The organism is Glutamicibacter sp. 0426 (genome assembly GCF_001906485.1).
Lineage (GTDB): Bacteria > Actinomycetota > Actinomycetes > Actinomycetales > Micrococcaceae > Glutamicibacter > Glutamicibacter nicotianae.
In genome coordinates this window covers 78,470-104,149 of the sequence record NZ_MPBI01000004.1, presented here as the reverse complement: position 1 = coordinate 104,149, position 25,680 = coordinate 78,470, and the positions used below count along the sequence as shown (strand labels likewise).

The window sequence follows — 25,680 nt, the reverse complement described above, 5'->3', positions numbered from 1 at the left end:
GGCTCCCCTGCGCAAGAAGCAGCGGTTTACGCAGTCAACGTGATCCGCTTGTTCTTGCGCCAAGGGGCGCGCCTGCGGCTGGGGAACATAAAATGGGTTCGGAAAGAGATTTCGAGTAATACATTGCCGTCATATGCCGCCTGGCCAGTTTTTGGCCATCGGCCCAGGAGAACTTTAGTGCGCCCCAGCTTGTCACGAATCGCAGTTGCCTTGTTGATCAGCGCATTAGCCTTCTCCCTTGGCTCGTGCGCGACGACACCTGCCGAGCCAGCGCGGGATACGGGCACAGCGGCATTCGACGTCGGGCACTGGCCTCGCACGTTCACGGATTCAATGCAGAACACCGTCAGGATTCCGGCAAAACCTGAACGCATAGTCTCGACCTCAGTAGGGCTTACGGGCTCTCTGCTGGCCCTGGACGCGCCGGTCATTGCCAGCGCGACGGCACCGGAAGGACCAGACGCTGATCGCGACGGCTTCTTCAAGCACTGGGCTGATGTTGCCTCGGCTCGCAAACTCGATCCGCTCTATGAAGTTGGAAAGTTCGATCTGGAAGAAATCGCTGAGCAGAAGCCTGACCTCATCATTGTGGCGGCGACAGGCGCAGACTCCGAATTAGGCAAGATTGGTGCGCTGCGAAAGATTGCACCAACCATTGTCTTGGACTATGCGGATGAGGATTGGAACGAACTTTCAAAACTGCTGGGGGAAGCCACCGGCACCGAAGACAAGGCACAGCAGAACGCCGCAGCCGTTGCCGAACGGATCTCAACACTGAGAGCGAAGCTGTCAATCCCTCCCGGAACCACCGCCTCGCTCATTTCCTATGCTGCCCGTGGCACCTCTCCGATCGCCAAGGCCGCCGGGCCGTACGCGCAGCTGCTGAGCGGACTCGGCTTCACGATGGTTTCAACGCCAAAGCAGTTCGACACGTCCACGCAGCCAAGGGAGGATTTCAGTTTCGTCAGCTACCAAGACCTGCCAGCGGCGCTCACTGGCGATGCCACCTTCCTGCTGGCGGCGAACAAGAAAACCGCCATGGAGTTTACCGCGGATGAATCATTAGCCCAGCTGCCTTCGGTGCAAAGCGGCTCCGTCTTCCCGCTCAGCGCCCCGCACCTGCTGGATTACTACGCAGCCCAAGAGATCCTGGACTATTTCGAGCACGATTTCCCAGGGCTGAGTTCTTCCGAGCTTGAATAGCAGCAGTCTCTTATGCCTGTGCATTCAAAGTCACGCCACCACACGAAGCAGGCACGGCTAAATCGTCAGCCCCACTGCCTATAGTTCAAGTCAGAGACATTTTCATGCTCAAGCACCGGCCACTTTTAGGAGTAGTACCACCGCATGCGTTTGCTGCGTCGCACCTTAGCGTTTTTCACCCTCGTATCCACTCTTGTACTCAGTTCGTGCTCTTCACTGGATAGCGCAGAGTTCCCTCCCCTGCCTGATGCGCAAGGCGCACCTGCCCCAAGCACCGCAGTGCAACGTGAGATCTATGCGGAATCCCTCGAACTGCTCGACGAAATTGCTGTGAAGGGCCGCGCGCCGAAAACCGGCTACGACAGAGCAAAGTTCGGCAAGGGGTGGAAATATCCGGACCGCAATGGATGCGACGCGCGCAACGACATCCTGTCGCGAGATTTGGTGGACGTGACCTATAAGTCGGCCGCTCGACCCTGCGTTGTCCTGAGGGGACGGTTCGATGATCCCTATACGGGCAAGACCATTGAATTCAAGCGTGGCCAAGGCACCAGCACCGCGGTGCAGATCGACCATGTTGTCGCGTTGTCCGATTCCTGGCAAAAGGGAGCGCAGGGCTGGGATGCCGACACCCGACTGGAATTTGCCAACGACCCGTTGAACCTGCTGGCTTCCGATGGGCCGACTAATGCCGCTAAGGGCGACAAGGACGCCGCATCGTGGCTGCCGCCGAACAAGAATTTCCGCTGCGACTATGTCTCGCGGCAGACCCAGGTAAAAGCCAAATACGGAGTTTGGATGACCAAGGCAGAGCACGCCGCGATCGGGAAACTGCTGAATTCCTGCATCTAGCAGCCAAGCAGCTTTGCCTGCATCAATAGCCGGACACAGGATATCCCAAGGTAATATCCACCTTAAGGCCTATCGTAAAGTCGATGGATTTGTGGCAAGATGGATGTTATTCAACACGATAGCGATTATGTTCTGCGATCGTTTGGCCTAATCCTCCACTGCAAAGGCGCATGATGAAGACACGAATTCCCGGAGTCCTCCTGCTGGTTTCCAGCGGATTCATCTTCTCTTTTGCCCTGAACACCGCGCAGCGCGATACGGCCACTGCCTGCTGGGTCGTCTCCACCCTCATGTTCATTGGAGCAGCGATGCTGCTGCTGAAAGCGATTGTCGGCTCCTCCACCGTTACCGCGGGAGACCCTCCGCGAAAGCGTCGGCAATAGCTGCAAACTTCCATTTTCAGAAGCAACCTCTCGGCCTATGGCTGGGAGGTTGCTTCTGTTGAATAACCGCCAGAACTTGTACTTCTGCACCTAAATTTAACGCTAAAGCATCGACATGTTCATTCAGATGCGATAGACATATACCTTGTCACACTCGTCGCATTTAGGAGTACCCATGTCTGCATTCAGGCAGATAAGCAAACTCGGTCTCGCCTCGCTGGCGACGATTTCGCTGGCGGCCGGCGGTGCCGCAGCAGCCCAGGCTACATCCACGCAGAGCCCATCTTCTTCCGCAGCCGCGGGTGCCGAAGCAGTCACCGTGGACCTAGTCGGCATCAACGACTTCCACGGGCGCATTTCCGCAGACAGAAGCTCCGCCGGTGCCGCGGTGCTCGCCGGCGCCGTTGATGAACTGCGCGCAGAAAACGAGAACACCCTGTTCGTCTCTGCCGGCGACAACATTGGCGCTTCGACCTTCGCTTCCGCGTCCCAGGATGATGAACCAACCATCGCGGCGCTCGGAGCCGGCGGCCTGGATGTCTCGGCAGTAGGCAACCACGAGTTCGACAAGGGCTTTGCTGATCTGGCTGGACGCGTCATCGACAGCTACGCTGATTCCACCGGTGAAAACGGTGCAGACTTCGCGCTGGGCGCCAACGTCTACGAAAAGGGCACCAAGACTCCTGCCCTGCAAGAATTTGCGATCCGCGAAGTCTCCGGCGTTTCCGTGGGCTTCATCGGCACCGTTACCGAGGACATGCCCTCGCTGGTTTCCCCAGCCGGCATTGCCGACCTGGATTTCGGCAGCGAACTGGAAGCAGCGAACCGGGTAGCAGCCCAGCTCTCCGACGGCGATGAAGCGAACGGCGAGGCCGATGTGGTGGTGCTGCTGACCCATAATGGTTCCGCTGGCGACCAGTGCGCTGATATTGCTGCCGAAGACAGCACCTATGGCAAGCTCATCCGCGAAGCCAGCGATGAGATTGACGCGATCTTCTCGGGCCACACCCACCAGTCCTACGACTGCGACATCGCGGACCGCCCAGTGATCCAGTCCCACCAGTACGGCACCACCTTGGGCAAGGTTTCCCTGCAGGTGGATCCCGAAACCGGCGAAGTCACCGAAGCCGACACCGAACGAATCGCCTTGGCCACCGAGGGCGCCGACGGCGAATGGGCGGGCAACTTCGAGGCCAACGCCCAGGTTGCAGAGATCGTCAGCAACGCTGAAGCCGAAGCCGAAGTGGTCGGCAGCGTGAAGATCGGCGCCATTTCCGAAGACATCCTGCGCGGCGGCGAAGAACCAGGCTCAGACCGTGGAGTCGAATCCACCCTGGGCAACACCGTAGCCGGCATCCACCTGTGGGCCACCTCGAACGACGACTTTGCCGGCGAACCAGCCGAGATCGCGTTCATGAACCCGGGCGGCCTGCGTGCCGACCTGCTCTACGGCGAAGACGGCACCGTGTCCTACAAGGACGCGTCCGAAGTCCAGCCATTCGCCAACACCCTGATCACCTTCAACCTCACCGGAGCGCAGATCCGCGAGGCGCTGGAGCAGCAGTGGCAGCCGGCTGGCTCGGAGCGCTCCAAGCTGCATCTGGGCATTTCCGAGGGACTGTCCTACACCTACGTTGAGGAAGCCGCCCAGGGCGAGCACATCAAGGACATCACCTTCAACGGCGAGCCGCTGGACGAGGAAGCAACCTTCCGGGTCGCGGCCAACGCCTTCCTGGCGACCGGTGGCGATAACTTCATCGCCTTCGCAGACGGCACCGATCACGCCGACTCCGGCCAGATCGATTTGGACGCCACCGTGAACTACTTCAAGGCGCACGACGTCGTCGAGCCGGCTCCCCTGGGCCGCGCGGTCCTGCTCGAAGAGGAAGAGCCAACTCAGTCGCCGGTTCCTTCGGATGACCCGACCGAGGATCCAACCGAGCCAACCGCTTCGCCGGAACCATCTGAAGATGCGACCGACGAGCCAACCAGTTCGCCAGAGCCAACTGGGGATGCAAGCGAATCCCCAGATGCTTCTGACGAGCCAAAGAAGGACTCCCCGGATCAAAACACCGATGATCTGGCCGACACCGGCTTCAACGCCAGCTGGATCGGCATCATCGCCGGTGTAGTTGTCCTGGCCGGCATCGCCTTGATTCTGGTACGCCGCTTCGGCAACAAGGCCGGCCGCTAAGGTCCACAGGCAAAGGCAAAGGGAAGAACCGTTGAGGTTCTTCCCTTTGCCTTTATCCCGGTAAATTAATCGATGACCAATTCGCCCATGGAATCCCAGCCCTCGCCATCCACCTTGCGGGAGACGATCTTCGGGGTGGAGACCAAGTGTGGCCGCATGGATTCAAGACCTGCAGCGAAGTGCGCCGAGTTCACATGTGCCGCAGCGGCCTCGTCATCACGGAAGGCCTCGACCAGCACGAATTCGTTGGGGTCTTCGACACTCACGGACCAGTCGAAGAAGATGTTGCCTTCCTCGGCGCGGGTAGCCGCGGTGAATTCAGCGACCTGATCCATGAAGGTCGGGGTTGATTCTGGCTTTACCTGGTATTTAACAACGATGAAGTACATGCCTCTATTCTATGCTCCCCTTGTTAATTGTGCCTTGCAGGCGGATGTATTCTTTGTCCCTCCGGGGCATGCCGTCGACCACCAGATCATAGGAATCCTCGATGAGTTCACGCATCAGGTTCGGGTCGAGTCCAGCACGCACGGAATTCCAGTGCTTCTTGTTCATGTGATAGCCCGGGGTGATCTGCGGATGCTCGCTGCGTTGCTGGTCAGCAAGGGCAGGCTCGCATTTCAGGTTCAGCACCAATTCACCATTCAGGTGCATGATCAGCCTGAACATCTTGCCTTTGCCAGGATCCCTGCCCGCCACCTTGAATACGGTGCTCTCAGGGCCAAAAGGATAATCGGCATAAGCGCACGGCATGCTCAGGCACAGCTGCGCCCACGCATTTTCCAGTTCATCTTGAGCAGCTGATATCGCCATCAAAGCCTCGCTATCGGAATGGGTACTCAATCTTAGGGCAGGTATCCATCACCACGTCCAATCCCGCGTCCCTGGCCCGCTGGGCAGCGGCTTCGTCGATCACGCCGAGCTGCAGCCACACCGCTTTGGCGCCCACGGCGATCGCCTGGTCAACGATGTCCCCCACCTTGGAGGAGTTCACGAAGCAATCCACCACATCGATGGGTTCCGGGATATCAGCAAGCTTCGTGAATCCCGGTTCGCCCATCACGGTTTCCCCGCTCAATGACACAGGAAAAATCTTCATCGACAGCTCGTCGCGCAGGAACCGTGCGATGGAAGGAGCCACGCGAACGGGATTATTGGTCAGGCCGACAACGGCCCAGCGTCCCGGTGTGCTCAACAGCCTGCGGATCGTCTCTGGATCATTTACGTGATGGGTGCCCATGCACGACACCATACCGCGTTGCCGGCGATTCAGCTTCCGGGCATCAAAGAAAGACCAGTGGCTCGGACCCATCCATGCCACTGGCCTTTCAAGCTTGCGGAATTCAGTGCTGCAGCTGCGCTGCTTTCTGGGTGGATGCTGCGCTGTTCTGCGTGAACGCTCCGCGGTATTGGGCCGCCGGATGATTTTCCGGAAGCTTGTCCCCGCGGCCGAACACCTTCTGCCGCAGGCTCCCCGGCGTGTACCCGGTTTGCGCCAGGCCGCGGCGACGCAGCTCCGGAAGGACGCCTTCGATGAAGTTGTCATAGGATCCGGGCAGTACGTGGTTCATGATGTTCAACCCATCAATCCCCGCGTCCTGCCATTGTTCCAGCTCATCAACGATCTGTTCCGGAGTGCCGACGATCTGCTGCGCCTTGGCGCGGTAGTGCGCCAGGTCGCGAAGGGTTGGGTTGCGTCCCGGGGTCGAGGCAAGCGCCGCTTCCAGCACGCCTTGGGCGCCTTCGGTCTTCACATCCCCCAGCGGGGTATCCAGATCCAGTCCACCCAGATCCACTCCGATGCCTCCGCCGATGTGGGCGATGATGGCGTGCGGATCCAGGTACTGGTCGTATTCAGCTTCAAGGGCCTTGGCTTCAGCTTCCGTGGAACCGACCACGAAGGACAGTCCGGCGAAGACCTTGATGTCTTCGCGGGTGCGGCCAGCGGCCTGCAGGTTGCTGGTCAACTGCGCATTCTTCTTCGCCACATACTGCGGGTGCGGGGCGAACAGGAACGTCGCCTCCGCATGCGTCGCGGCGAATTGGGAACCGCGTGGCGAGGAGCCTGCCTGGAATAGGAACGGGGTGCGCTGTGCGCTGGGCAGAGCCAGATGCGGACCATCGATGGAGTACAGCTCGCCACGATGGTTGATCTTATTGACCCGAGCAGGGTCGGCGAAGATGCCCGACTCCTTGTCGGCCAGCAGCGCGTCGTCCTCCCAGGACCCTTCCCACAGCTTGTAGGCCGCTTCCACATATTCCTCGGCCCAGGCGTAGCGGTCATCGTGCGCGACCAGGCTCGCACCGCCGAAATTGCGGTGCGAGTTCTCCAGCACGCTGGTGACGATGTTCCACGCCACGCGGCCCTGCGACAGGTGATCCAAGGTGGAGATCTGCCGCGCAAACTGGAATGGGTGGGATTGGATGACCGAGCTGGTCATCGCCAGGCCAATATCCTTGGTGGTAGCGGCCAGCGCGGAGAGCAGAACCATCGGGTCGTGGCTGGGCACCTGCATGCCCTTGCGCACGTGGGAGGCCCAGCCGCCTTCGTGGTCGCCGTAGAGGCCCACCACGTCGGCGAAGAACAAGTTGTCGAACTTGGCGTCTTCCAGCTTCTTCGCCAGGTCCACCCACAGATCCAGCTCGTTGAACTTGTGCTGCTGCGCCTCAGGGTGGCGCCACATGCCGCCGAGGATGTGGCTTGAGGTGTTCATGAGGAAGGCCGAAAGCAGGAAGCGCGGCCGTGATTCAAAGGTTCCCATGGCTACTTGGCTCCCTTGGCCTCGCCGATCGAGTGCAAACCCGTCGGGATGGTTCCGTTGATGAAGTAATCGCCCACCGAACGTGCCTTGAAGGCCACTGGATTGTGGGTGGCGACGGTGCGCGCGTTGCGCCAGAAACGGTCCAGCGACTTGGAAGTGGATACTGCCGAGGCGCCGGTGACGTCGAAGAGTTCGCTGGTGGCGTCCAAGACCAGCTTCGGTGCGGCCACGTGCGCCTGTTGCACGGCGAGCTCGGCGCGCAGGAAGGCTTCCTCGGCATTCAGGCCGAGGCTCGGGTCCAGTGCTGCGTCAAGGTCGCGGGCCGCCGACACCACAATTGATTCTGCGGCGAATACGTTCGAGGCAAGGCGTCCTACAAGCTCTTGGATCTGCGGGTCCTCCTTGAACAGCGCGCCGGAGCCGGTGTTGAAGGTGCGGGTGCGGGTCGCCACGATTCGGGCGGCTTCGTTCCGGGCTGCTTTGCCGATGCCAACCAGTACCGAGAGCAGGCAGAGCTGGAAGAACGCCGGCTCCAGGGTGGAAGCCACCTTGCGCTGGATGATGTTCTGCTCGTCAACCGCGACGTCGGTGAAGATCGCGGTGCCGGTGCCGGTCAGCGGCTGGCCGAATCCGTCCCAGTCGTCCAGGATTTCGACGCCTTTGGCGTGGCGTTCGACTACCGCGTACTGCCGCCCCTCAACGCCTTCGGTGGTGGCCATGACGACAACCCAGTCCGCGAAGATCGATCCGGTGGTGTAGTACTTCTCGCCGCGCAGCACCCACCCGGCGTCCGTCTTGACGAGTTTGGTGTTGGTGCTGCCCAGGGCGTTGCCGCCGCGCTCGGTGGCGGCATTGCCGAAGATCTCCCCCGCGAGCACCCGCGGGAACCAGCGGTCCTGGAACTCCTGCGGCTGCAGGGCAATGGTTTCCACGAACGAGAAGTGGCTGCGCAGCAAGTGGGCTACGTTGGAGTCGGCTGCCGCCAGCTCGATAAGCAGGCGGAACAGGTGCTCATGGCTAATCGGCGAACCGCCGTGGCTGGCTGGCACACGCAAGGTGGTGAATCCTGCGTCCTTGAGCCACTGCACCTGCTCGAAAGGCAAGATGCGCTGCTGCTCACGTTCGGTAGCGCCCTGCGCGATACGGGCAAATACCTGGCTGAAGTGTGCCAAAAGTTCTTGGTAAGCGGCTTCGGTGTGCTGCTGAGCGGAAGGACGGAATGTTGCCAAGGCTTCAGTGCTCATGGATGCTCCTTGTAGATTTTGGAATTGGTGTGAAATGGCTAGGCGGTACGCGTATCGGCCAATTCGCGAAGTACCTTGCCGGGATTCGCCGCAAGCAGGCTTCTGGTGTACTCATGCTGGGGATTGGAATAGATTTCATCGACGGTTCCCGACTCGACAATTTGCCCATGGCACATCACGCCAACGCGGTGGCTGATCCGTTCCACCACATGCAGATCATGGGAAATGAACAGGTAGGTCAGTTGTTCTTCGCGCTGCAACTGGTCGAGCAACTCAAGTATTTGTTCCTGGGTGAGTACATCAAGTGCGCTCAATGCTTCATCGAGGACGAGAATTTTGGCACCGCTTGCCAGAGCCCGGGCAATGGCGACGCGTTGGCGTTGTCCCCCGGAAAGCTCTCCTGGGCGTCTTCCGACCAGCTGTTCTGGCAGGTTCACCTGATCCATCAACTGCGCTACTCGCTGGGCACGCCAAGCGGAATCACCCAGACGGTAGTTGACCATTGGTTCAGCGATGATCGAGCCGATCGACTGTCGCGGGTCCAGGGCAGAGTCGGGGTTCTGATAGACCAGTTGCGCGTCCCTCCACAGGTCATAGCGCTGCTTGCCGCTGATGTTGGCAACTTCTCTGCCGTTGACCAGCACCGATCCTTCGGTGGCTGGATGCATTCCCATGATGATTTTTGCTGTTGTGGATTTTCCGGAACCGGACTCGCCTACCAGCGAGAACGTGGTGCCTCGCTGCACTTCGAAACTGACGTCGGAAAGAACCTGGTGCTCGTTGCGGCCTTTGCCGAAGACCTTGCCGAGTCCCTCCACTGTGATCGCGATGTCGTCTGAGGTTGAAGGTTGCTGCCGGTCCTGATGCGCATAGGCCTGGTCGAGCAGTGCCTTGGTGTACGGTTCAGTGCTCTGTGCAACCAGCGCCGGAACGCTGCGATCTTCGAGGAGCCTCCCCGAATTCATGACCAGTACCCGGTCTGCGATGTCAGTCGCAACAGCCAGATCGTGAGTTACGAAGAGTACAGTGGTTCCCTTCTTCCGAGCCAGCGAAACGAAAACTTCCAAAACTGTGCGCTGGACGGTGACGTCCAAGGCGCTGGTGGGTTCATCCGCAATGAGCAGTTGAGGATTCAACGCGAAGGCGATGGCAATCAATACACGTTGCTTCAGCCCGCCAGAAAGCTCGTGCGGAAATTGATCCAGCCGGCTTTCCGCCCGGTCGATGCCAACGCTCTGCATCAGTTCGATTGCCTTAGAGCGCCACTGGGCCTTTGGAACTGAGCGTGACGGATGCAAACGGAATACTTCGATGATCTGGGAGCCAATGGTCTTCACGGGATCCAGCGAGGCGCCCGGATCCTGCGGGACTAAGCCGATTCCGGCACCACGAATGGCACGCCAGTCGGACAAAGAAAGATTGGTGACTTCAGTACCGCCGAAACGCACGCTTCCCTGGACCTCCGTCCCCTGTGGCAATAGGCCAATCAGGGTCTTGGTCAGCGTTGATTTGCCCGAGCCGGATTCACCGACAATGGCAACGATTTGTCCCGCTGGAATTTCCAAGTTGATGCTGTCAGCAGCTACGGTGCCTTGGGCATACTGGACTGTTAAGTCCTCTATGCGGATCACCGCAGAAGAAGCGTTGCTGGTTGCGTTCATGGTCTTGTCCGTTCATCGAAGTGTAGAGCTAGAAGCGGAATGCCTTGTTGATGGCACGTCCCAGTACGGCTGTCAGCATGACCGCCGACACGATGACCAATCCCGGCAATGTCGTCAGCCACCAAGCCACCGAAAGGTACTGGCGGCCTTCGGAAATCAGCAGTCCCCATTCAGGGGTTGGCGGTGGCGACCCGAAGCCGAGGAACCCTAAACCGGAGATCGCAAGAATTGCAGCACCCAGATCCACAGCTAGCAAGGACAGCACCGGACCGACGATATGCGGGATGATGTGCCGACGCAGCACCGTGAAGTACTTCCCGCCACTCATTAACGCTGCCTGCACGAAATCTCGAGAGCGGACCCTCAGCACCTCTGTGCGCACGAGGCGTGCGAATGCCGCGATAGAGGCGATGCCTACACCCAGGCCCAAGGACAGCGGTCCAGGTTCAGTCGCGGTGACCAGAATCAGCGCAATGAGGAAGGCCGGAACTGCCAGGACAATATCGACAAATCGCATTGCCACGGTATCTGCGAAACGTCCAGCAGTGCCCGCCAGCAGACCGAGGATCGAGCCGACAACGCTTCCAACCAAGCACGCCAGGCCCGCGGTCAGCAGGGTCTGGCGCGTTCCGTAGACAACTCGGCTGTAGATGTCACGCCCCAGATGGTCGGTTCCGAACAGGTGTTCCGCGGATGGCGCTAGCAGCTTGTCAGCCGGCACACCAGTAATCGGGTCGTGGCCCGTAAAGAGCGATGGAAGAAAAGCCCACGCCACAAATACGGCCAGCGGAATGAGAACCCACCAAGCGGCAAACCAGCGTGCTGCTGGATTTCCTATTTTGCTTGCAGTCTTGGTTGAAGCTAGCGGCTGGTCAGCAGTGTCCACCGATCCAACGTGTTCGGTTATGAGACTCATTAGTCCTACTTTCCTTACGCAACGAGCGAGCGGGTTGCGCCGCTTGTTGACGTGACGATGCGTGGATCGAGCTGCGGGTGGATGAGATCAACGAGCAAGTTGACTGCGGTGAAAACGACTGCGGTCAGCAGCACCAATCCCTGGACCAGTGGAATGTCCTGCGCCGTCACTGACTGCAAGATCAGCTGGCCTAATCCCGCGCGGGAAAACACGGTCTCGGTGATGACGGAACCAGCGAGCAAGGCACCAATGGTGATACCGGCAATGGATAGCGCGGCCGGGGCCGCGTTCTTCAAGGTGTGCCTGTAGAAGATCCATGCTTCGCTTGCGCCTTTGGCGCGCAAAACTTCAATAAACGGTTGCCTATTCACTTCCTGCACGCTCTTGATCAGGACCTGGGCAATCGGAGCGCTCAGGTGCACGGCCAGCACGAAGATTGGCACCGCCAACGACATGAACGATCCATCCGGGAACAGCGACATCACGCCGAGCTGCACGGCCAACAGCTGCAAGAGCAGCAGACCCAACCAGAAAACAGGTATCGAAACCATCAAAGGTGGCAGGTTCAGCAGCGCCTTGCGCAACTTCCCGCCTCTGGCCAGGCTCGCAGCCGACGCGATAATCAGGGCGAATACCACTGAAAGAACGAATGCACTGCCAGCCAGAATCAAGGTTGATCCAGCGACTTCCCCGATGCGCGTTGCCACTTCCGAACCATTGGATAACGAATATCCAAGATCCCCGCGAAGCAGCCCGAGCAACTGCGAGAAGTACTGCACGAAGAGCGGCTGGTCGTATCCGTAGTATGCCTTCATCTGGGCAATGGTGGCCGGATCCGCCGCCGAGTCAGTGCTCAGGAAGATCGTGACCGGGTCATTCGGCAAGGATTGCACGGCAATGAAAACCGCTGTGTAGGCAAGCCAGATGACCAGAAGCGCCTGTCCCAGTCGTTTTACGATGTAAGTGCCCATGGATTTGGTTCCTAGCCTTCGCTCTTCCAAGCACCTTGGAAGATGGGCGCGGTACCGGAAGTGAACTCGACGTTCGCCGAGCTATTGGCGCCATAGACCTGGACTTCGTCCCAAAGAACCAGCGTCAGGGCCTTGTCCAGCACCAGGGCACGCTGTTCTTCTTCGACCAGTTTCAGGTGTTCCTCATCGGTGGTCGCCGACTGCTCTTTGGTGAAAAGCTTGTTCAGTTCAGGATCAGCGCGAAGGGTCTGGTTGTTGTTCGCAGGTGCATAGACCGGGCCCAGTCCGCCGTACGCAAACTGGCGAGTTCCGAAGAACTCCACCTTGTCGTCGACAAGTGCGTTGGTCAGGAAAGTATTGTCCGCCGCGCGGTTGATCAGCTGGACGCCGATCTCGCGCCATTGCTGCTCAATCAGTTCGAACGCTGGCTTGATGACTACGGAGTTATTGGAGGTGGAAACCGTGACTTCCAACTTTTTCCCGTCCTTCTCCCGAATGCCATCTGCGCCCGGCTTCCATCCGGCCTCGTCCAATAACTGCTTGGCCTTTTCCGGGTTATAAGCCAATTCTGCTGACAGGTCTACAAACCCTGGTGCCTTGTGGTTGAGGATCGATCCCGAAATGACATAGCTATCCGAGAGAACGGTGTCTTTGATGGCCTGGCGGTCGATTGCAACCTGCAGTGCCTGGCGGACTTTGACGTCTTCCAGCTTTCCCGAGCCAATGCGCACGGCCGCGTGGTTGGTGGTCAGGTCCACCCCTTCGGCGGCATAAACCTTGCCGCCGCTGGAGGCCAGCACCTGTTCGTCTACCGGCTGCAATCCTCGGACGAGATCCACCTGCCCGGACTGGGCGGCGCCGGCACGGCTAGCGACCTCTGGAAGGTACTTGATAACCAGGGTATCCAGGTAGGCATCGCCCTGGTTCGGGGCAGTTTCTGGCGCCCAGGCGTAGTCATCCCGGCTGCTGAAAACGACTTCTTCATCAGGCTTTTCCGATTCGAAGACGAATGGGCCGGAACCAACTATCTTGGAGATCGAAGACTGCGCGGCATTGTCCAGTTCAAGGGTCTTCGGGGACACCAAACCAGCAGTTACGGAGGAAGTCGACCTGAGGAAATTGGCATCTGGTCGCTTGAGCGTTACCTTGACCTTGTTGCCCCCTACGACTTCTGCCGACTTATAGGCGGCAAAATCAACGTTTGGCGCAATCTGGGCAGACTTGATTCCCTTTCCAAGGGCGTCCAGGTTCAGCTTCACAGCCTCAGCATCCAGCTTGGAGCCGTCTGAGAAAGTGACACCGTCGCGAATGGTGAAAGTGAACTCCGTCTGGTCCTCATTGGCTTCGAACTCGCTGGCGATCCAGCCAACCAGTTTGCCGGCTTCCACGTCATAGTAGGTCAGGCGATCAAGCACTGAGTTCAGAACATTCGCCTTCTCATAGAAGCGTGCTGCCTGAGTCTGCCAATTGTTGATAGGGGTGACTTCAGCGAAGGTGAAGGTGCCACCTTCAACCGGCGTCCCTGGATCGGCTACCGCCTGCGCTGCGCCCGTCTTATTGGCGTTGCCGCCGCACGCGGTGAGCGATAAGCCCAGAACGGCAAGAATCGCAGTGGTCTTCAGTCCAAAATGTGCTGTACGCATGATTTCAAATGTCCTCTCGGTTGGTGACCCGAGGATTACGCCTAGATTCCCTGTACGTTCTGCCATGATTCGTGGGACTACTCTTGGCGAGTTTCTCCCGGCAGACTGTCGTGAAAATTAGCAATCTCCATCGGTCCCGGCCTTAGCACCGCTCCCGTTCACGGGTGGTTGCTGCGACTTCAACGAGCCAGGTCTCTCGGTCGCTCTGGATGGGGTGTCCGGCTGTACCGACCGAACAATTCAAGTCTGCAACCCGTGAATTCAGCAGACAAGCGTTACGTAAGACAGGGGTCATGAAGTCACACAACGCATTCTGAAATGCCCGATGTTCGTCATATTGGGCGTAATGCTCTGTCACAAGTCCAAGGATTAAGCACCTTGACAGGAAATCCTTGACGCTGCTGGCCTCGGCGGAGACAATGCGTCATCAGGAGCGCGAAGCGGCCCGGCTCCTGTCGGTGCCGGGCCGCTTCGCGCACGCCGATCCGTACGGCGCAATGGGGGTTGCCGTCAGGAACCGGAGACCGGGGTGAGCACTCCCTGGACCAGCGGATCCTCGGTCGTGGCCAGGTACTCCTGCAGCCGCGGATCGGAAAATGCTTCCACCAGCTTCTGCGCATCGGCGCTCTTGGCATACTCCGCGCCCATGATCAGGCGGGAGGCAAAGGTCTTGGGCGGCTCGGGGAACAAGATCCCCTGGTCGCGGTCGACCTTGCCCGCATCGAACTGGGAGACGTAGCCGATCGCCACGCCGACGTCGTCGAGCATGCGCGGCATCGCCAGCAGGTCGGCTTCCTTCAATTCGAAGCCCCGGGGGTTATCGATGACATCGGAGATCTTCGCGGTGCGCGGTTCGATGTCAGGGTCCAGGCCGAGAAGGCCCTCGCGTTGCAGCAGCCACAGCGCCTGGCCCTGGTTGGCCACATCGTTGGGCAGCAGCAGCGAGGCGCCGCGCGGGATGTCCTCGACCGAGTCGTAATGGTTCGAGTAGAGCCCGAAACCCCACTGGAAGAGCTCCACCGTGGGTTCCAGCTCGACTCCGGCAGCCTCGGCGGACTGCTCCATGTACCACTGGTGCTCGAAAATGGTGGCATCGAATTGGCCGCTGGCCACCGCCTGGTTGGCCTGGATCGGATCCTGCAGCCCGACCTTCTCGATTTCGATGCCGTAGTCAGGCGCGATCTGGCGCGCCACGAAATCCAGGATCTTCTCCTCCCCGGCCATGGCCGGTTCGAAGTGGACCGTGAACTTCGTCTGGCTTCCGGCGGCCGAGGCGGCGGCAGGGGCGGAGCGCTGCTGGCCCAGCAGCACGCCGAGGATGAGGGCGGCCACGGCCGCGAGGGCGGCGATGGTCCAGGGAAGGGCATTGCGGTTCTTGCGCAGCGTGAAGCCGTGGTCGTGCCCGGTGTGCGGTGTAGTCATGGTCTCGCTCGTTCGTTCGTTCGTCGATGGTGTTCAGGGACGCGCCAGGGCGCGGGCGATGCGGTCGCCGAGGAATTGGACAATTTGCACGGTCAGGATCAGCACCACGATGGTCGCCAGCATGACATTCATGTCGAAGCGCTGGTAGCCGTAGGTCACGGCGAGATAGCCGATGCCCCCGGCCCCGATGGTCCCGGCGATGGCCGAGTACTCGATCATCGAGATGGTGTTCAGCGTGATGGCCGAGGCCAGGGCCGGCAGCGCCTCGCGGATCTGGGTGGTGCCGATGATCTGCGCGGCCGAACCGCCGGTCACCAGCCCTACGGCCAGGTTGTGCCTCGGCAGGTCGTTCAGCGCGTTCTGCACCAGCCGGGCGAAGAACGGGATGCCGGCAATGGTCATGGGCACGGCAGCCGCGGCAATGCCGATGGTGGTGCCGGTGACCCATTTGGTGAAGGGGATGATCGCTGCCATCAGCACCAGGAACGGCAGGGAGCGTCCCATGTTGGCGATCCAGCTGAGCACCGCATGCAGGCGCGCCCGCGGGAAGAGCCCCTGTCGATCGGTGTTGTACAGCGCGATGCCCATCAGTCCTCCGAGGCTGATGACCAGGGCCATGACGATTCCGACCATGGCCCAGGTCTGGCCGTAGGCCGGCAGCATCAACTCGGGCAATTGCTGCCACGGAGTGTCGGTGCCCACCGCTGCGCTTTCAAAGGGGATTCTCATGCGTTGGCCTCCACCAGTTCGCGATTGTTGCGGACCAGGCTGCCCGGGTCGGCCTGCAGGCCCCACCCGTCCAGCAACCGGACCAGGTCCTGAGGGCTCGTGCCCCGCACGCCCAAGCGCACGCGGCCCAAGGTCCCCTCGTGGTGCGCCTCGACGGCACCGCCAAGCAGGGCCACCGCGATCCCGTGCTCGATGCCCAGCCGGGAGATCCAGCCGGGATCGACCCGGTCTTTGCGGTAGGCCACCGTCACGGCATAGTCGAAGCCTGCCGGCAGGTCCTCGGCCCGCAGCGGCAGCAGCTTCTCCCCGGTCGCCGAGCCTGGGGAGGCCACCAGCTCATGCAGGGCTCCGTGCTCGGCAATGCGCCCGCCGGCCAGCTGGGCGACCTCGTCGGCCACATGCCGCACCACATCCATCTCATGGGTGATCAGGATGATGGACAAGCCCAGATCGCTGCGCAGCGAATCCAGCAGCCCCAGCACCTGGTGCGTGGATTCGGGATCCAGGCCCGAGGTGGCTTCGTCGGAGAGCAGCAGCCGTGGCCGCAGGGCCAGGGCCCGGGCGATGCCGACGCGCTGCCGCTGGCCGCCGGAGAGCTGCCCGGGATAGGCGTTCGCCTTCTCCAGCAGCCCGACCCGGTCCAGCAGCTGGGCCACCCGCTGCTGCATTTCGTGGTGGACCACCCCGAGGTTCCGCAGCGGAAGGGCCACGTTCTCGGCGACGCTCAGCCGGCTCAGCAGGGCCGAGTTCTGGAAGATCGTGCCGATGGCGCGGCGTTCAGCGCGCAAGGCCCTGCCAGAGAGCGCGCCGAGATCCTTGCCGTCAACGAGGATCTGCCCGCTGCTGGGCTTCTCCAGCAGCGAGATGCAATGGGACAGGGTCGATTTGCCTGCCCCGGAAGGGCCGACTACTGCGGTGATCGAGCCTTCCGGCACCGACAGGTCGATCCCCTTGAGCACCTCGATGCGCCCCTGAGCGGTGTCATAGTGCTTGTGCAGGTCCTTGATCTCGATCATGCTGCGTGCTCCTTGGATGTTGCACCGGGAAGGACTGCCCAGGGCCGAGGCTGTGCCGGCTCGTAGCCAGGCGTGGCCCGGTGGCAGCCACTGCTCCATCGGTCCTGGCGGTAGCACCGTCCCGTGGTTCGGGTGGTTGCTGCGACGTCAACGAGCCAGGTCTCTCGGTCGCTCTGGATGGGTTGCCCGGCCTTGGAGGCCAGGTGTTCCCAGCATGCGTTTCCTGGCCGGACCAAGCCAAGAGTTGCGCAACACTGCGACATCACGTCATTTCCGATCCGGCACTGCGGGCCGTCGGCATCATCTTCGGCGTCATGATTCGTCTCATTGCCGTTCATATGACCTTCCAAGTCGGAAGTGCTCCGGCGGATTTGCGCTCGGCCGGAGCCTTCCCCGGCAACCGCCGGCCGCTGATGCCGCGGCCCGGCCCGGCATCGGGAATACTCGATGCCGGCCTACGGTTGGAATCACCGACTGCTTTTGAAAGGACTGCCATGAAGATCGCAATTACCGGAGCCACCGGACAACTCGGAGGACTCGTCATCGATGCGCTGCTGGAGCGCGGGGCCGATCCCGCGCAGCTGATTGCCATCGGCCGTTCGGAGGAAAAGCTGGCCCCGCTGGCAGGCAAGGGCTTGGAAACCCGCGTTGCCGATTACAACGTCCAGCCAGATCTGGTTTCTGCGCTTGAAGGCGTCGACAAGCTGCTGCTGATCTCCTCCAGCGAAGTGGGCCAGCGCGTTGCCCAGCATGAGAACATCATCAACGCCGCCAAGCAGGTGGACGTCTCGCTGATCGCCTACACGTCCATTGCCAACGCGATGACCGGCGGCATGGAGCTCGCCGAGGAGCACATCGCCACCGAGCGATTGCTGGCCGGATCCGGCATCGGGTACGTGCTGCTGCGCAACGGCTGGTACATCGAGAACTACACCGACCAGCTCATGGGCTACCTCAATAGCGGCGTAATCCTCGGTGCCGCGGGCGAGGGCAAGATCAGCGCTGCCGCCCGGGCCGATTTCGCGGAGGCAGCCGCCGCGGTGCTGCTGTCCGATGAAGAGCAGAACGGCAAGATCTACGAGTTGGGCAGCGACAAGCCATTCACCCTCAACCAGCTTGCTGGCGCTGTCGGCGCCGCCGCTGGCCAGGACGTCGCCTACCAGGAAGTGGATCCCGAGCAGCTGGAAAAGATCTACGCTGATGCCGGAGTCCCAGGACCCTTCGCGCACATCCTCGTCGATACCGACGTGCGCATTCGCGAAGGAGCACTGGAGGTTAGCACCGGTGACCTGGCCAAGCTGATCGGCCGCGCTCCAGCGTCCTTGGGCAAGGTCATCAAGGACAACCTGGACAAGTAGCACCGATCATCGAGGGTCCAGCGGGCAGGCACTCGCGGCAGTCGCTGCCGCGGTGCCTGCCCTGCAGCATTTAAGCTTCTCAACCGCGAATATTCGCGCGACAAGGGTGCAATTTAACGCCCAGATAGATTGTGCTGCGTGTCACAAGCTCGCTGGGAGGTTCCGCTCCCGTAAATTTGCGCATACTTCATCCCCACCTGAAGAGGAGATCAAAGTATGCCACGAGCACGTTTGAGGCCAGTTGCCTGCGCTGCAGCCATCGCCTTGGGCCTGGGAGCTTTCTCGGCTGTCCCGGCGAGCGCGGATCCACGCCACACCGAAAAAGTCCCGACTGCCATTGGAACCGGAGGCGCGGTGTCTTCGGTGGACCCGGAGGCCACCGCCGCCGGCATCGAAGTCCTGCGCAAGGGAGGCAACGCCGTGGATGCGGCCGTGGCCACCGCGGCGGCACTCGGCGTCACCGAACCCTACAGCGCCGGCATTGGCGGTGGCGGATACTTCCTCTACTACGATGCGCAATCGGGAAAGGTCAGCACGATCGATGGTCGCGAAACCGCCCCGGCAGGCATTGCCAAAGATGCATTCATCGATCCTGAAACCGGCGAACCGTACAACTTCACCCCGGAACTGGTTACCAGCGGCGTGGCAGTCGGCGTGCCCGGAACCTTGGCCACATGGCAACGCGCCCTGGACAATTGGGGTTCGCAGAACCTGAAGCAGGTCCTGCGGCCGGCAACCAAAATCGCTTCCCGCGGCTTTGCCATTGATGAGACGTTCCGCGAGCAGACCTTGGACAACAAGGAACGGTTCGCCGCGTTCCCTGCCACGAGCGAATTGTTCTTGCCCGGCGGGGATGCTCCCCAAGTCGGGACCATCTTCAAGAATCCGGATCTGGCGGACACCTACCGGATGCTGGCCAAGCAAGGCCTCGACGGGTTCTATGCAGGCGACTTGGCCGCCGAGATCGCCCACACGGTGCAGGCACCGCCAAAGAGCGAAGACACCACCCTCCCGGTTCCCGCGGGGCAGTTGTCCACCGCCGATCTGGCCGGCTACAAAGTGGTTGAGCAGGAACCCACGCAAGTGGATTACCGGGGCTACGATGTCTTCGGCATGGCTCCATCTTCCAGCGGAGGAACCACCATCGGCGAATCGCTGAACATCCTGGGCCAGTTCGACGTGGCGGCCATGGACGAAGCCGATGCGTTGCACCATTATTTCGAGGCAACTGCTCTTGCCTACGCTGATCGCGGCAAGTTCGTCGGCGACCCGGCTTTCGCCGATGTTCCGACCCAGACCCTGACCGATAAGCTGTTCGGTGCGGATCGGGCGTGCGCCATCAATCCGGACCAGGCCGCGGCCAAGCCGGTCGCTCCGGGCGATATCGAGAACCATGATGGCCAGTGCCCTGCTGCCACCAGCGAGCCGGTTGAAGAGCGGGACACGGAAAACATCTCCACCACCCACCTGTCGGTGGTGGATCGCTGGGGCAACGTCGTTTCCTACACGTTGACCATCGAGCAGACCGGCGGCTCGGGCATGGTGGTTCCCGGCCGCGGATTCCTGCTGAACAATGAGCTGACCGATTTCTCCACGGTCTACGATCCGCAGGATCCGAACCGTATCGAGCCTGGCAAGCGCCCGCGCTCCTCGATGGCGCCCACCATTGTCCTGCAGGAGGGCGAACCGGTGCTGGCCATCGGTTCCCCGGGCGGTTCAACCATCATCACCACGGTGCTGCAGACCCTGGTGAACCGCATCGACTTGGGCATGAGCATCAGCGAAGCCATCGCCGCGCCGCGGGCATCTCAGCGCAATACGGCCGCGGTCACCGCCGAACCCGAGTTCATCGAATCCTATGGCCCTGCGCTTGAGGCCTTTGGCCACAAGCTCACGCCTGCTGGCGATTCCTTCACCCCGCAGGCTGAAATCGGTGCCGTTGAAGCGGTGGAAATCGCAGCCGATGGCACGCTCACCGCGGCGGCCGAGCCCACCAGGCGCGGCGGCGGTTCGGCCATGGTGCTGGAGCCAACCGAGTAGGCGTGCAGAAAAACGGCGGCCTGCGGCAACATTCTTGCGAAGTTGCCGCAGGCCGCCGCCTATTGCGCGAGCTGGCCAGCCGCTCAGGCCTGGGCGGCCAGCCGGTTGGCGACCTTGTACTGGGCTGCGCGGTGGGTGCCCTTCACGCGGTCCCCCTCGCCGAACAGCTTGTTGCGCAGCGAGCCCTTGGCGTACTCGGTCTTGTATGCGCCGCGCGCTTGCAGCTCGGGAACCACGTACTTCACGACGTCCTCGAAGGTGCCCGGGGTGATTGCGTAGGCCAGGTTGAAGCCGTCCACGTCGGTGTAGTCCACCCAGTCGATGAGCTTCTCGGCGACCTCGGCGCCGGATCCGACGGTGATCGGGCCGAAGCCGCCCACGCCCACCCATTCGGCCAGCTGGCGGATGGTCCACGGCTTGCCCTCGTCGCCGCTGGCCTTCTGGAAGGTTTCGACCGTGGACTGGATGGCGTTGGACTTCACGTTGGCTCCGATGACGTCGTCCGGGCCGTACGTGGACAGGTCAACGCCCATCCATCCGGAGATCAGCACCTGGGCGCCCTCGATGTCGGCGTAGGACTTGTAGTCCTCGAACTTCGCCTGCGCGGCGGCCGAGTCCTCGCCGGTGATGATGGTCTGCATCGCGAAGATCTTGATGTCGTGGCGGTCGCGGCCAGCGGCCTGCGCCGCGTCGCGGATCTTGGTAACGGTGGCCTTGAGCATTTCGCGGGTAGGGCTGGTCACGAAGACCGCTTCCGCGTTTTCCGCGGCGAACTTCATGCCGCGCGAGGAGGCGCCGGCCTGGTAGATCACCGGGGTACGCTGGGTGCTCGGTTCGGTGATGGCGATGCCGGGCACCTTGAAGTACTTGCCCTCGTGCTCGATCGGGTGCACCTTGGCAGGGTCGGTGTAGATGCCGCTGGCCTTGTCGGCCTGCACCGCGTCCTCCTCCCAGGAGCCTTCGAGCAGCTTGTAGACGACCTCAAGGTACTCGTCCGCGTGGTTGTAGCGCTCGTCGTGCTCCATCTGGTCGTCCTGGCCCATGTTGCGCGCGGCGGAGGGCAGGTAGCCGGTGACCACGTTCCAGCCCACGCGGCCGTTGGTCAGGTGGTCCAGGGTGGCCAGGCGGCGGGCGAACGGGTACGGGTGCTCGTAGGCGGTGCCGGCGGTGACACCGAAGCCCAGGTTCTCGGTGACCGCTGCCATCGCGGAGACCAGCATGAACGGGTCGTTGACCGGGGCCTGGGCGCCGGTGCGCAGCGGGGACTCGTTGCTGTCGTTGAACACGTCGTAGGTGCCCAGCACATCGGCCAGGAACAACCCGTCGAACTTGCCCTCTTCCAGCACCTTGGCCAGGTGGGTCCAGTAGCCGATGGTCTTGTAGTCGGCGGCTTTGTCCTGCGGGTGGCGCCACAGGCCCGGCGACTGGTGCACCACGCAGTTCATGTCGAATGCGTTGAATAGGATCTCGCGCTTGTTCTCGCTCATGTCTTTGCCCCCATTAGGTCGATGTTCATGGAAAGTATCTGGTTTGCGTCGCGGGCGCTCAGGCCCGCTGGGTCGAATCTTCGCCGGTGACGGACAGCCGCTGCGGCTGGACTCCGTTGATCTCGTAGTCCCCGACGATGCGCGCCTTGTAGATCGCCGGGTTGTGCGTGGCGATGGTGCGCGCATTGCGCCAGTGCCGGTCAAGGTTGCAGCCGCTTCTGGTGGACGAGGCACCCAGCCCGTCGAAGAGCTTGCTGGTCACCCCGATGGCCAGCGGCTGCACCACGGTTTGGGCACGGTTGGCGGCCAGCTCGCAGACCGCATAGCGTTCCTCGTCGTTCAGTCCCGGATCGCCCAGGGCCGCCTCGACTTCGAGCACCGCGCCGATCACCACCGAGTCAGCGGCGAAGGACTCCGCGGACACCTCGCCCACCAGCTGCAGGACCTGGGGTTCCTGGTACACCGGCACCCCGGTTCCGGTGGTGAAGATGCGGGTGCGTGCCTGCACGGCGCTGCGCAGGTCGTTCAGCGCGGCGCGGGCGATGCCTGCCTGCACGGACATGAGCACCAGCTGGAAGATCGCCGCTTCGGAGTCGTTGCGCTGCTGCGGCATGAAGCAGTCCACCGGGACCTGATGGAATTCGGTGGTGCCGGTTCCGGTCAGGCCCTGGCCGAATCCGTCCCAGTCATCGAGGATCTTGACGCCGCTGCGCTGGGTGGACACCACCGCGATCTGGCGTCCGGCAAGCTCAGGGTGGGCCACCGCAACAGTGGTCCAGTCGGCAAAGATGGTGCCGGTGCAGTAGTACTTCTCGCCGTCGACTACCCAGCGCCCGTCCACGAAGCTGGCCTTCGTATTCAAGGTGCCCAGGGCGTTGCCGCCGCGCTCGGTGTAGGCGTTGCCGATGATCTGCCCGGCGGCGATGCGGGCCACCCACTTCTTGCGCAGCGCCTCGTCTTCCAGTGCCAAGACGTTCTCGACGAAGGCGATATGCGCGCGCCACAGCTGGCCTACATGGGAGTCGGCCTCGGAGAGCTCGATGAGCAGGCGGAAGACATCCACCAGCCGCGCACCGTAGCCGCCGTCGGCCACGGGAAGGCGCAGTGCGCCGAAGCGCTCGCGGTTCAGCAGGCCTACCTGCTCGAAGGGAAGCACGCGGTTCAGGTCGCGGTCCTTGGCGGTCGCGGCGATCTGGGCGAAGACCGGGCGGAAGATTTCGGCCAGTCGGTCGTACTGCTCATCCGCGCCGGGGCCGGGAGTGATCTTCAGCAGCTGCCGGGTGGGCAGCTGCTCCTCGAACTCGTCCAGTTCCAGAGCGCTGGCTTGCGAAGGATCGCTGAGCTGGTTGAAGTCCAGCCCTGGGGCATTCGGTGATTCGCCAATAGGCATAAGGGTTCTCAATTCTTTCCATCGGTCCTGGCGGTAGCACCGTCCCGCTCTTCGGGTGGTTGCTGCGGCGTCGTGGAGCCAGATCTCTCAGCCGCTCTGGATGGGTCGTGATTCATTTGTAACGGTAATAATCCGGCGCTTCCAAGCCGCGAAGTCATATTTCGCCTCAGATTTGGAAGGGCCTATGCTCAAATCCCACAGCCTAATCGCCGTCCCATCGAAGATGAGTTGCACGGATTGGCTTGCAGTCGATCGAACCGGACCTAGGTAAAATAAATAACGAAATTTCTGGGCAATGTGACGCAGTTGTCGAAGATTTTTTCATGTTACGCAAGATTTGCGTCCAAATCGTTCGACTCGCTGTAATAGAAGGGTAACCATCCCGAGCGGCCGAGAGATCTGGCTCTTTGACGCCGCAGCAACCACCTTCGGAGCTCCACCTCCGCAGGCCGGTGCTACCGCCAGGACCGATGGAGATTGATATGGCTCTTACCATTGCAGCGCCCGAGGCAACTTCAACCACCTCAACCGCACTGGACGTCCAATTCAGCAACGTGTCGCGGACCTTCACCACAAAGAAGGAAAGCCGCACCGTGCTGGCCGACATCAACTTGCACATTCCAGCCGGCCAAGTCCTCGCGATCCTAGGAGCCAGCGGCTGCGGAAAATCCACGCTGCTGCGTTCGGTCTCCGGGTTGGACCACCCCTCCACCGGTGACATCCGCACAGGCACCCACGAGGTCAACGGCATCAACGAGCTATGCGCCGTTGCTTTCCAGGAACCACGGCTGCTGCCGTGGCGATCGGTGCGCGAGAACATTGCGCTGGGTCTGGCCCCAGGAACCGAGAAGACCTCTGGCGACGCGCTGATTGATGAGCTGATCGAGCTGACCGGGCTGAGCCATGCAGCCAGCCTGCGCCCGCGGGAGATTTCCGGAGGCATGGCCCAGCGTGTTTCGCTGGCTCGCGCGCTGGCCCGCCGCCCGGGCGTATTGCTTCTCGATGAGCCCTTCGGCGCGCTCGATGCCCTGACCCGCCTGAAGATGCAGGATTTGCTGCTCTCAATTCACGCATCATTCCCCACCACGGTACTCATGGTGACCCATGACGTGGACGAGGCTTTGACCTTGGCTGACCGCGTTATCGTCTTGGGACGCAGCACCGGGAACGGCGCGGTTGGTGTCATCGAAGACCTAGCGATCTCCGCCGGGAAACCGCGCCGGCACACGGACGAGAAGTTCATTGCCGATCGCCTGCACCTGCTGCGCCTGCTCGGCGTCGACCCAACCAACCATTAATCCAGGGAACGCATTGGATCCTCGGCGATCCTTGCTCTTTGCCCTATCGTCCATCCGCTTGCACGCATAATTCTAGGATTCTCCATGCTCTTGAACCGCTTCTCCCGCCGCACCGCACTGTCCGCCGCCGCTTTGCTCATGGGCGCAGTTGCCCTGACCGGCTGCGCTGGCGAAAACGCTACGGCCGACTCCGGTGATCAGACCTTGTCCATCGACTTTGCCACGTACAACCCGCTGAGCCTGGTGCTCAAGGAAAAGGGATGGCTGGATGCGGCCGCCAAGGAACAGGGCGTTGACGTCGAGTGGATCCAGTCCGCAGGTTCCAACAAGGCCAATGAGGCGCTTCGCGCCGGTGCTATTGATGTCGGTTCCACCGCCGGTTCCGCAGCGCTGCTGAACCGTTCCAACGGTGCACCAATCAAGACCGTCGCCCTGTACTCCCAGCCGGAATGGGCAGCCCTGGTAGTGGACAAGGATTCAAAGATCGAGTCCGTTGAAGACCTGGCAGGCAAGACCGTGGCCGCCACCAAGGGCACCGATCCCTACTTCTTCCTGCTCCAGGCTCTGGACACCGCGGGACTGAGCGAAGATGACATCAAGCTGCAGAACCTGCAGCATGCCGATGGCCGCACCGCGCTGGTCAACGGTTCGGTCGATGCCTGGAGCGGCCTGGATCCAATCATGGCCGCCGCCGAAGAAGACGGCGCGCAGCTGGTTTACCGGAACCTGGACTTCAACACCTACGGTGCGCTGAACGCCCGCGAAGATTTCATCGAGCAGAGCCCCGAACTGGCCCAGCTCGTGGTCGACGCCTATGAGAAGGCTCGCGGCTGGGCTGCCGAGAACCCTGGGGAAACCGCTGAGATTCTGGCCGACGTTGCAGGGCTCGAACCAGAAGTTGCCAAGACCGTGATCGAGGAACGCTCCAATCTGGACGTTCCGGCGGTTCCCGACGCCAAATTCACCGGAGTGCTGAGCAACATTGGCCCCACCCTGGTGGCCAGCGGCGATGTTTCCAAGCAGGAATCCGTAGATGAAGCACTGGCAACCCTCGTTGACGACCAGTTTGCCCTCAAGGCAGATGCTACGAAGATCTCCGGAGAGTAAACAG

22 protein-coding genes and 4 riboswitches are annotated in these 25,680 nt (G+C 61.4%); of the genes, 8 read left to right on the top strand and 14 right to left on the bottom strand.

The genetic code is table 11. The features are described 5' to 3' along the window. The first annotated feature begins 39 nt into the window (after positions 1 to 39). The 4 genes from fepB to BKX98_RS11530 all read left to right on the top strand — a co-directional run bounded on the left by fepB (position 40) and on the right by BKX98_RS11530 (position 4,632). Positions 40 to 1,203, top strand: a complete 1,164-nt coding sequence (gene fepB, locus BKX98_RS11545) for a Fe2+-enterobactin ABC transporter substrate-binding protein (RefSeq protein ID WP_158024693.1) — start codon at positions 40 to 42, stop codon at positions 1,201 to 1,203. Positions 1,204 to 1,347: 144 nt separating this feature from the next. Next, positions 1,348 to 2,055: an HNH endonuclease family protein gene (locus BKX98_RS11540; RefSeq protein ID WP_073707344.1), complete on the top strand. Its 708-nt coding sequence runs from the start codon at positions 1,348 to 1,350 to the stop codon at positions 2,053 to 2,055. Positions 2,056 to 2,225: 170 nt separating this feature from the next. Next, positions 2,226 to 2,438 carry a hypothetical protein gene (locus BKX98_RS11535; RefSeq protein WP_038991944.1) on the top strand — a complete coding sequence of 71 codons (213 nt, stop codon included), beginning with the start codon at positions 2,226 to 2,228 and terminating at the stop codon, positions 2,436 to 2,438. Positions 2,439 to 2,613: 175 nt separating this feature from the next. After that, complete coding sequence (locus BKX98_RS11530) at positions 2,614 to 4,632, top strand: bifunctional UDP-sugar hydrolase/5'-nucleotidase (RefSeq protein WP_073707342.1); 2,019 nt, start codon at positions 2,614 to 2,616, stop codon at positions 4,630 to 4,632. Positions 4,633 to 4,697: 65 nt separating this feature from the next. Here the strand turns inward: BKX98_RS11530 and BKX98_RS11525 are convergent, their stop codons facing one another. The 12 genes from BKX98_RS11525 to BKX98_RS11470 form a co-directional block, all read right to left on the bottom strand. Next, positions 4,698 to 5,021 carry a putative quinol monooxygenase gene (locus tag BKX98_RS11525; protein ID WP_038991945.1) on the bottom strand — a complete coding sequence of 108 codons (324 nt, stop codon included), beginning with the start codon at positions 5,019 to 5,021 and terminating at the stop codon, positions 4,698 to 4,700. Between the two features lie 4 nt (positions 5,022 to 5,025). After that, positions 5,026 to 5,475, bottom strand: a complete 450-nt coding sequence (locus tag BKX98_RS11520; protein ID WP_233125364.1) for an MmcQ/YjbR family DNA-binding protein — start codon at positions 5,473 to 5,475, stop codon at positions 5,026 to 5,028. Continuing rightward, positions 5,456 to 5,872, bottom strand: a complete 417-nt coding sequence (locus BKX98_RS11515) for a CoA-binding protein (protein ID WP_073707497.1) — start codon at positions 5,870 to 5,872, stop codon at positions 5,456 to 5,458. The genes BKX98_RS11520 and BKX98_RS11515 overlap by 20 nt, the downstream gene beginning before the upstream one ends. Before the next feature lie 103 nt (positions 5,873 to 5,975). Beyond that, complete coding sequence (locus BKX98_RS11510; RefSeq protein WP_073707340.1) at positions 5,976 to 7,394, bottom strand: NtaA/DmoA family FMN-dependent monooxygenase; 1,419 nt, start codon at positions 7,392 to 7,394, stop codon at positions 5,976 to 5,978. A gap of 2 nt (positions 7,395 to 7,396) precedes the next feature. Then, entirely contained in the window at positions 7,397 to 8,638 is a 1,242-nt protein-coding gene (locus BKX98_RS11505; RefSeq protein WP_073707339.1) for an acyl-CoA dehydrogenase family protein, read from the bottom strand. Between the two features lie 38 nt (positions 8,639 to 8,676). Next, complete coding sequence (locus BKX98_RS11500) at positions 8,677 to 10,299, bottom strand: ABC transporter ATP-binding protein (RefSeq protein ID WP_073707338.1); 1,623 nt, start codon at positions 10,297 to 10,299, stop codon at positions 8,677 to 8,679. 28 nt (positions 10,300 to 10,327) lie between these two features. Beyond that, entirely contained in the window at positions 10,328 to 11,215 is an 888-nt protein-coding gene (locus BKX98_RS11495) for an ABC transporter permease (protein ID WP_083586802.1), read from the bottom strand. 14 nt (positions 11,216 to 11,229) lie between these two features. Next, complete coding sequence (locus BKX98_RS11490) at positions 11,230 to 12,186, bottom strand: ABC transporter permease (protein ID WP_013347654.1); 957 nt, start codon at positions 12,184 to 12,186, stop codon at positions 11,230 to 11,232. Between the two features lie 11 nt (positions 12,187 to 12,197). Beyond that, a complete protein-coding gene (locus BKX98_RS11485) occupies positions 12,198 to 13,829 on the bottom strand; it encodes an ABC transporter substrate-binding protein (protein ID WP_233125363.1) in 1,632 nt (543 codons plus the stop codon). Positions 13,830 to 13,953: 124 nt separating this feature from the next. Then, positions 13,954 to 14,045, bottom strand: a riboswitch (SAM riboswitch). A gap of 294 nt (positions 14,046 to 14,339) precedes the next feature. After that, entirely contained in the window at positions 14,340 to 15,251 is a 912-nt protein-coding gene (locus BKX98_RS11480) for a MetQ/NlpA family ABC transporter substrate-binding protein (protein ID WP_073707337.1), read from the bottom strand. A 33-nt stretch (positions 15,252 to 15,284) separates the two neighbouring features. Next, entirely contained in the window at positions 15,285 to 15,980 is a 696-nt protein-coding gene (locus tag BKX98_RS11475) for a methionine ABC transporter permease (RefSeq protein ID WP_073707336.1), read from the bottom strand. Continuing rightward, positions 15,977 to 16,996, bottom strand: coding sequence for a methionine ABC transporter ATP-binding protein (locus tag BKX98_RS11470; protein ID WP_073707335.1), 1,020 nt, complete (start codon positions 16,994 to 16,996; stop codon positions 15,977 to 15,979). The genes BKX98_RS11475 and BKX98_RS11470 overlap by 4 nt, the downstream gene beginning before the upstream one ends. Before the next feature lie 92 nt (positions 16,997 to 17,088). Then, positions 17,089 to 17,180: riboswitch (SAM riboswitch) on the bottom strand. A gap of 310 nt (positions 17,181 to 17,490) precedes the next feature. Between BKX98_RS11470 and BKX98_RS11465 the strand changes: the two genes are divergently transcribed. Together BKX98_RS11465 and ggt are read left to right on the top strand one after the other, a co-directional pair. Continuing rightward, a complete protein-coding gene (locus BKX98_RS11465; RefSeq protein WP_073707334.1) occupies positions 17,491 to 18,354 on the top strand; it encodes an SDR family oxidoreductase in 864 nt (287 codons plus the stop codon). A 216-nt stretch (positions 18,355 to 18,570) separates the two neighbouring features. Next, a complete protein-coding gene (gene ggt / locus BKX98_RS11460) occupies positions 18,571 to 20,394 on the top strand; it encodes a gamma-glutamyltransferase (RefSeq protein WP_073707333.1) in 1,824 nt (607 codons plus the stop codon). A gap of 83 nt (positions 20,395 to 20,477) precedes the next feature. Here ggt and BKX98_RS11455 read toward each other — a convergent pair whose 3' ends face one another. Then, positions 20,478 to 21,881, bottom strand: a complete 1,404-nt coding sequence (locus BKX98_RS11455; protein WP_073707332.1) for an LLM class flavin-dependent oxidoreductase — start codon at positions 21,879 to 21,881, stop codon at positions 20,478 to 20,480. 58 nt (positions 21,882 to 21,939) lie between these two features. Next, complete coding sequence (locus BKX98_RS11450) at positions 21,940 to 23,271, bottom strand: acyl-CoA dehydrogenase family protein (RefSeq protein ID WP_073707331.1); 1,332 nt, start codon at positions 23,269 to 23,271, stop codon at positions 21,940 to 21,942. 15 nt (positions 23,272 to 23,286) lie between these two features. After that, positions 23,287 to 23,378: riboswitch (SAM riboswitch) on the bottom strand. 267 nt (positions 23,379 to 23,645) lie between these two features. Beyond that, positions 23,646 to 23,748: riboswitch (SAM riboswitch) on the top strand. A 5-nt stretch (positions 23,749 to 23,753) separates the two neighbouring features. On the opposite strand from BKX98_RS11450, the gene BKX98_RS11445 reads away from it, so the two are divergent. Together BKX98_RS11445 and BKX98_RS11440 are read left to right on the top strand one after the other, a co-directional pair. Then, on the top strand, positions 23,754 to 24,569 hold the full coding sequence (locus BKX98_RS11445; RefSeq protein ID WP_073707495.1) for an ABC transporter ATP-binding protein: 816 nt from the start codon (positions 23,754 to 23,756) through the stop codon (positions 24,567 to 24,569). An 84-nt stretch (positions 24,570 to 24,653) separates the two neighbouring features. Beyond that, the gene (locus BKX98_RS11440) at positions 24,654 to 25,676 is read left to right on the top strand and encodes an aliphatic sulfonate ABC transporter substrate-binding protein (RefSeq protein WP_066143637.1); all 1,023 of its coding nucleotides are present in this window, start codon (positions 24,654 to 24,656) and stop codon (positions 25,674 to 25,676) included. Positions 25,677 to 25,680: the final 4 nt, after the last annotated feature.

Bases quoted from the DNA above. Each gene is read 5' to 3' on its own strand.
- BKX98_RS11485 (WP_233125363.1), bottom strand. From the start codon at position 13,829: ATGCGTACAGCACATTTTGGACTGAAGACCACTGCGATTCTTGCCGTT.
- BKX98_RS11505 (WP_073707339.1), bottom strand. From the start codon at position 8,638: ATGAGCACTGAAGCCTTGGCAACATTCCGTCCTTCCGCTCAGCAGCAC.
- ggt (WP_073707333.1), top strand. From the start codon at position 18,571: ATGCCACGAGCACGTTTGAGGCCAGTTGCCTGCGCTGCAGCCATCGCC.
- BKX98_RS11535 (WP_038991944.1), top strand. From the start codon at position 2,226: ATGATGAAGACACGAATTCCCGGAGTCCTCCTGCTGGTTTCCAGCGGA.
- BKX98_RS11510 (WP_073707340.1), bottom strand. From the start codon at position 7,394: ATGGGAACCTTTGAATCACGGCCGCGCTTCCTGCTTTCGGCCTTCCTC.
- BKX98_RS11480 (WP_073707337.1), bottom strand. From the start codon at position 15,251: ATGACTACACCGCACACCGGGCACGACCACGGCTTCACGCTGCGCAAG.
- BKX98_RS11495 (WP_083586802.1), bottom strand. From the start codon at position 11,215: ATGAGTCTCATAACCGAACACGTTGGATCGGTGGACACTGCTGACCAG.
- BKX98_RS11540 (WP_073707344.1), top strand. From the start codon at position 1,348: ATGCGTTTGCTGCGTCGCACCTTAGCGTTTTTCACCCTCGTATCCACT.
- BKX98_RS11450 (WP_073707331.1), bottom strand. From the start codon at position 23,271: ATGCCTATTGGCGAATCACCGAATGCCCCAGGGCTGGACTTCAACCAG.
- BKX98_RS11525 (WP_038991945.1), bottom strand. From the start codon at position 5,021: ATGTACTTCATCGTTGTTAAATACCAGGTAAAGCCAGAATCAACCCCG.
- BKX98_RS11500 (WP_073707338.1), bottom strand. From the start codon at position 10,299: ATGAACGCAACCAGCAACGCTTCTTCTGCGGTGATCCGCATAGAGGAC.
- BKX98_RS11515 (WP_073707497.1), bottom strand. From the start codon at position 5,872: ATGGGCACCCATCACGTAAATGATCCAGAGACGATCCGCAGGCTGTTG.
- BKX98_RS11455 (WP_073707332.1), bottom strand. From the start codon at position 21,881: ATGAGCGAGAACAAGCGCGAGATCCTATTCAACGCATTCGACATGAAC.
- BKX98_RS11465 (WP_073707334.1), top strand. From the start codon at position 17,491: ATGAAGATCGCAATTACCGGAGCCACCGGACAACTCGGAGGACTCGTC.
- BKX98_RS11440 (WP_066143637.1), top strand. From the start codon at position 24,654: ATGCTCTTGAACCGCTTCTCCCGCCGCACCGCACTGTCCGCCGCCGCT.
- BKX98_RS11475 (WP_073707336.1), bottom strand. From the start codon at position 15,980: ATGAGAATCCCCTTTGAAAGCGCAGCGGTGGGCACCGACACTCCGTGG.
- BKX98_RS11445 (WP_073707495.1), top strand. From the start codon at position 23,754: ATGGCTCTTACCATTGCAGCGCCCGAGGCAACTTCAACCACCTCAACC.
- BKX98_RS11470 (WP_073707335.1), bottom strand. From the start codon at position 16,996: ATGATCGAGATCAAGGACCTGCACAAGCACTATGACACCGCTCAGGGG.
- BKX98_RS11530 (WP_073707342.1), top strand. From the start codon at position 2,614: ATGTCTGCATTCAGGCAGATAAGCAAACTCGGTCTCGCCTCGCTGGCG.
- BKX98_RS11490 (WP_013347654.1), bottom strand. From the start codon at position 12,186: ATGGGCACTTACATCGTAAAACGACTGGGACAGGCGCTTCTGGTCATC.